Raw genomic sequence first — 6,151 nt, forward strand, 5'->3', positions numbered from 1 at the left:
TTCATGTGGGAAAATATGATTTTCTTTAATGCATAGTTTGTTCAGACCACGGATCGACTCCCGGATCTTGACCTTGAGCAACCGACTGCAAACGCGACATATAATGCGTCCAGCCTTGAACATGTGAAGCCACCTCGGTTACCGGCAAATCATAGTGCGTCAATACTAAGAGTGTGCCGTTACCTTGAGGCGTTAATTTGAACTCAACCGTACTGGAGCCTGGCGGTACAATTTGGGATTTCTCCCAGCCCCAAGACATTACGATCTTCTCGTTAGGGACAATTTCCTTATACTCCCCCATCGCAATGTCGCTGCCGTTTACATCAATCCGGTATTTTCCCCCGATACTAGGATCAAGCAATACATACCGTCCCATCCAACGGACTAATTTCTCCGGATCAGTAAAAAATGAAAACAGAGTCTCTGGACGGCATTCAATATAAATTTCTTTCTTAATCGTGTCGCTGCTGCTGATTGAACTCATGTTTGCTCCTTTCTTCTGCTTCCGCCGCTTCTTTCAAACGCAACAAACTGTCATCCCAGAAGCTCTCAATATAGTGCATCAATTCGGCGAATCCTTCCCTCCTAATGCCATAAAATCGTTTGGTGCCAGCTCGCCTAACAATGACGAGACCTGCTTCTTCAAGAACTTTAAGATGCTGTGATATCGCTGGTGCTGACACGTCAAAATGCGATGCAATGGCGCTGGAGGCCAGCTCCCCATCACGGACGAGATGTAAAATATCTCTGCGCCTTGGCTCCGTTAAGGCTTGAATGGCTTTATCGATCATGCCTTTAATTTAGCACACACTTAATTAAGTGTCAACTTAATTAATAATGGTTTATTCTTCTATTATTTTGTACCGGTTTGCAAATAAAAAAAGGTACAGCCTGATCCAATAAAAGAGAAATACCGCTGCTGTAGCGCCCTTGATCAAGTCTCCAGTCTTGCACATGGATCCTTACCAAGATTATGAATTCTACAACGTGCCTAAGTGGATAATGTAGGCACTTTTGTGTCATTGGACACATGACATGTCGGTTGACAAGAACTTGATGTCATAAATGACAAGAACTTGATCCCATTCCCGAGCCCCCGAGGCCAAGCAAAAAAGCCTCACGTTTTTAGTTGAGGCTTTTTACAACTCCGAATATTTTATTGGTGCATTTATATTTCTAACATATTTATCAATATAGCGTTGTTCTTCTTTATAATTGGCAGGATAACCTTTTTCAGAATCAAAATATCGCATCGAGTATTGCTATTGGTTCGTGCCATTTCTCAATTTTATTATTAATACGCAGCTTAGATTTACAATTTACTATTTTACTATTTTCTTGCACTTTCGAATTGTATTTCAATATAGCAATTTTTGAAAATGCAAAAACGCTCCTCGTCTTATTGAGACGAGAAGCGTTTGCTTCCGGTGCCACCTAACTGGTCGGGAAGGCTAATTTAGGATCATCATTTGCATGATAGTCTTGATGGAAACGCCTCAAAGCTACGATCCTCTCACTCCCGTTGCTTCCGTATTTCCTTCTGCACTTGCCGCAACGCCTTCTTCGAGCCACGCTCCATGTCGTGCTGAAACTTGCGGTCTTTATAGCTGGTGAACAGCGTATTCAGATCATATCCCGTAGGATACAACTCGCTGGCTCGTAGTTCTAAGGATACCCGCTTGGCATGCACCTCTACGAGCTGCCCTTCAAATAAAACCGTCATATGGTTGAAGCTATCTCGGCCTTTGTACACGATCGCGGGTTTATCATGCTCTAATAACCGCACACGATCACCCATCCCGTACTCCTCAAGTACAACTTCCGTTTCATCCGTATGTGCCACTACCGGCTTCTTCATCACTTTACTTTCATGAAGGAGATCCAACCGATAGTTCTTACTCTTCATATACAGCTTCGCCCGCCCCAATACCTCATCTTTCAACTCCATCCTCTTCGAGATCCAAAGCGCATTGCTCTCGCCCGATTGCCCAATCAGTAGCTTATATTGCGGCTCTAAGGTCTCGTTGTCGAATGCCATGGCTGCGTTCATGAAATCCGGATGCCGTTCCGAAAATTCCTTAATCTCTCCATAGTGCGTGGTCGCAACCGTCATACAACCCATTTGGTAAAATTCTTCCAGAATCGCAATGGCCAGTGCCGCACCCTCATTGGGTTCCGTTCCGCTACCAATCTCATCAAACAACAACAACGTATTCCGATTCGCTTGGCGCATGATCTCGGCTATATTTTTCATATGGGACGAAAAGGTACTAAGCGCATTCTCCAGGCTCTGATTATCCCCGATATCAACGAACATACGATCAAACACAGCCACTTCGGTAGACGTATCCGCCGCGATGTGAAATCCGGACATCACCGCCAGCGCGATCAAACCGACCGTCTTCAGGACAACCGTCTTGCCCCCCGCATTCGGACCCGTAATGACCAAACTGCGATATCTATCGCCAATTTCAAAATCCAGCGGAACCGCACCTCCGGACAATAACGGATGCCTGCATCGGACCAACTTAATCGTCCCGTGGTCGTTCACTTTAGGTGCGATTCCATCCATGCTTTTGCTAAATTTTCCTTTGGCGAAAATCATATCGTACAGACTAATCAAATCAATATTGACCGTTATCGGCTGGGTTTGATTTGCGACTAAATCCGATAGAGCCGACAGAATCTGAAGCTCCTCCATCCCCTCCTCCATCTGGAGACCCGAAAGCTCTGCGTTATACTTGGCAACAGTTAACGGCTCCATAAACACCGTCGATCCCTTGGAAGATATTTCGACAATCGTTCCAGCCACTTGATGCTTATAGGCAGCTTTAATCGGGATGGTGAAGCGGTCATTTTTTTTGCTGACAAAAAACTCCTGAATAACCTCCTTGTTCGCGCTGTTCTTCAGAAACTTTTGCAGCTGCTCCTCAATCTTCGCCTCGGCAATATCAATATGCTTGCGGATTCGTCTGAGCTCTTTACTCGCCCCGGAGTCCACCCGATTCCCTTTAATAGCTTGGTGAATTGCATCTTCAATGTTCTGGAAATCCCACATGGAGTTCGCATAAGCACTTAGCTTAGGAGCGTAGAATTCCTTCTCGGTCATGAACTTCTTGACTTTCCGGCAACCCCGGAGAAAATCAGCAATGGCAATCAGTTCGGAGGGATCCAGCACCATCCCTTTGTCCAGCTTCTCCATCATGAATTTAATATTCGAAATCCCCAGCAGCGGCACATGTCCCTCGGTATCCAGAATCGCGCGGGCTTCCGTTGTTTCAAGGAGACGTTGCTTCACTACTTTGAGGTTTGAACTTGGTTCGAGCTGATGGATCAGTTGCTTGCCCAGACTGCTTACACAATAGCTTTGGACGACTGTCTTCAATTCGTTATATTGTAATTTGTCCTTTGTACTTGGATTCATCTTTGCATTCTCCTCACGATTGGGTGATCATGATGAAGATCCCTGCACCATAAGATTTCAACGTTTATGCCCAAATAAGCGCAAAAAAAGCTGCGGGAAACCCACAGCTCATTACACTCAATTTACATGACGTTACATATAGATAAAAGCCATCAGCTGACAAGGGATTTGTGTCCAAAGCCGCAGTGTACTTCCTCTGTTCGAGTCATGGTTCATGATGTATTCGCAGGGTTCTTCATAGGTAACTTAAATAAAACTATCATATAGGATTTTAAGAAACGGTATCCCGCTTCACCTATAGAATAGAATGTTATCTTCTTAAGTTATGCCTGTTGAAAACCTGCTACACTCATAAAACACCTCGTAGGGAATGTGTCTTGCATTGAAATCGTATGATGTAAGTAGGATATATGATTTGATGTGGGAAGTCAAGGGTTTAATGACCGCTAGTCAATTCTTAAATAATCATTTGGCTGGTGGAATACTTTCCGAAGTATTTGAACTATCCTGCCCGAAGCGCCAAAGACCACCATGCTCTACTGCCCGTTACTTCAACGATCAAGAGCAGGCCCACAGCAGCGCCTGCTCCTGGCTTATTATTCTGCTATTGTTCCCAGTTAGCGGAAAGAATTATATTACTGTTAAAATTTGATTTTTATGATGGTTGTCGTGATCGTTAAATTCGTGAATGATGTAAAGCAAGGAATAGGGTGTGCCGGTGTGCGGGCAAGTTTCTACTCCGTTCGCGGTAACATGTTTAGAAACAACGTCTGAATCGGCTAACAGTATTTCAACCAGCTGAAGACGGGTTAGCTTAAATTCATCGAGCAGGCGATCTTTAGAAATTCCCGATCTGGCATATTCATAAGCTATTTTGTTAAATGAATCGAAATCCGGAAATACCATTCCTTCACCATTTTTAATCGCTGGTATAATCGTCGAGATGAGGTAATTATCCCAACTTTTAAGATGCGAAATAATTTCTCCTACTGATGCTTTTCTTTCAGCGATAGGTTGTAACCAAATGCTCCCGTGTACATCATGAAAGGTATCCGTCCACTCTGTAAATTCTTTATACCGAAGAATCGTACTTATACTCAAGCTAATCATATTGGAATCTCCAATTCGTCTTGGAATAATAACCCATTAATATGATACCGAACATAAGTTCGTTTATGAAGGTGTAATATTTAACTATGCTGCCCGTTACTTCAATAGTACCTGCCGCGGATGCTGGCAGCCAATGATATGGTAACCAGGCCAAATTGGCCAGGGGCTTTGCATTATACGATAGATTAGCCTTCCTTGATTAGCTTCCATGATTTTTTTGAATATACTAACCAAACCTTATAATCACTTATTTCTTCTCTAAAATCGTAAACTTTGTCCATATCCGTGAAATGGCCAATAGCAGCTATCGGTATCTTTAATTCGATTGAATTTTTTACAGTTTTTGATAAATCAATGAATAATCCATCTCTGGTGGATTCTAAAAGCACTGATGAAATTTCCTCTGGGATATTCTCAAGTATCCTTCCAGTTAACTTTTGAAGTTTATAGATAACAACTTTAGACAAAAGCATTTCATAATCAGGTAGATTCGTGACATAGAGCTTGTTAAACCAACCATCATCATGTGCATAATAAGCAAATCTCAACATTGGCAAACTGTGCAATGGCCTAGCAAGATGACTAAAAAATAATAACTCTGCAATTTGAATGTTGCTTAATACATCCAATTCCTCCTCGCTAGAGAAATCCACCCAACAAAAATCTCCATACCCATAAACATAATCCTCTATCAGTTCATTAATTTCTTGCTTCGTAACATAATCAAATCTAGAATGTTGATTCCATAGTGTATTTACAAAGTTATGTTTAAGTAATAAAAGGTTTTCCGGCCTATTATGTACACAGTTCATAAATTCATTAAATTCAATTCCGTACGAATAAAAGCAATTATTCTGATGCTCACTACTTACATATATCAAATCCCTAATTATCTTGTTTTTCTTCATGAGATTTGCCCCTCAAAATGAACGATTGTTTTATGTATTTTATAACCTTATATTACTACATTCAGGATGGGCTTTGTGGGATACAATTACACTATGCTGCCCGTTAACGTAATGGAGGCTGCCGTTTGTATCGGCAGCCTCGTTTAGTTCAATATTGTGCTATAGTTTCCGTTAGCTTAATATCTTAGGATCAACGAATATTGCTTACCTTGCGGCAAGATTTTTAAGATCTGAGTCAGTAATTCCTAATTGTTTACCTTCTTCTGTAACGCTATGGCTAAACTGCATTACATTATTATGGGCAAAATATATGTACTCAACGTACGGTTCATTTTCAAATACAACAACCGTGTAAAATGACGGTAATTTAATCCCCCAGATTCCTTTAACCGATTTAATTTCATTCTTCTTATAATGTTGTTCATTCAAAAGGTAGTTAGTCACTTTGTTCGCATAAATTATCTTGTTTGCTTGTACGTAAAAGAAGGGCGTGATGAGAACTCCAATTACTAATAAGGCTGCTATCCATTTCATTATTTCAATGTAACAGCCCCTTTCTACTTCCCAACACTTACTGTTCACTAACTTATTCGATACTTACCTATATTTTTCCTTTGGTATAGCAATAGCCCCATTACTTGTTAAACTAATCTACCCGTACGGAATAGGCTACCGATATTAAGTCAGCGGTAGCCTGTTGTGGTATTCT

At 41.6% G+C, this 6,151-nt stretch carries 6 protein-coding genes; all 6 read right to left on the reverse strand.

The features are described from left to right. Window positions 1–25: 25 nt before the first annotated feature. The 6 genes from BC351_RS02805 to BC351_RS02830 all read right to left on the reverse strand — a co-directional run bounded on the left by BC351_RS02805 (window position 26) and on the right by BC351_RS02830 (window position 5,976). Complete coding sequence (locus BC351_RS02805) at window positions 26–484, reverse strand: SRPBCC family protein (protein ID WP_079409173.1); 459 nt, start codon at window positions 482–484, stop codon at window positions 26–28. Next, window positions 453–791 carry an ArsR/SmtB family transcription factor gene (locus BC351_RS02810; RefSeq protein ID WP_144028247.1) on the reverse strand — a complete coding sequence of 113 codons (339 nt, stop codon included), beginning with the start codon at window positions 789–791 and terminating at the stop codon, window positions 453–455. Before BC351_RS02810 ends, BC351_RS02805 begins: the two co-directional genes overlap by 32 nt. Before the next feature lie 722 nt (window positions 792–1,513). Then, a complete protein-coding gene (locus BC351_RS02815) occupies window positions 1,514–3,424 on the reverse strand; it encodes an endonuclease MutS2 (RefSeq protein WP_079409174.1) in 1,911 nt (636 codons plus the stop codon). Window positions 3,425–4,054: 630 nt separating this feature from the next. Beyond that, on the reverse strand, window positions 4,055–4,534 hold the full coding sequence (locus BC351_RS02820; RefSeq protein WP_079409175.1) for a DinB family protein: 480 nt from the start codon (window positions 4,532–4,534) through the stop codon (window positions 4,055–4,057). Between the two features lie 185 nt (window positions 4,535–4,719). Then, window positions 4,720–5,442 (reverse strand): hypothetical protein, encoded by a 723-nt coding sequence (locus BC351_RS02825; RefSeq protein ID WP_079409176.1) that lies wholly within the window; start codon window positions 5,440–5,442, stop codon window positions 4,720–4,722. Window positions 5,443–5,646: 204 nt separating this feature from the next. Then, window positions 5,647–5,976, reverse strand: coding sequence for a DUF3139 domain-containing protein (locus BC351_RS02830; protein ID WP_079409177.1), 330 nt, complete (start codon window positions 5,974–5,976; stop codon window positions 5,647–5,649). Window positions 5,977–6,151: the final 175 nt, after the last annotated feature.

Source organism: Paenibacillus ferrarius (genome assembly GCF_002027705.1).
GTDB classification, from domain to species: Bacteria; Bacillota; Bacilli; order Paenibacillales; family NBRC-103111; genus Paenibacillus_E; species Paenibacillus_E ferrarius.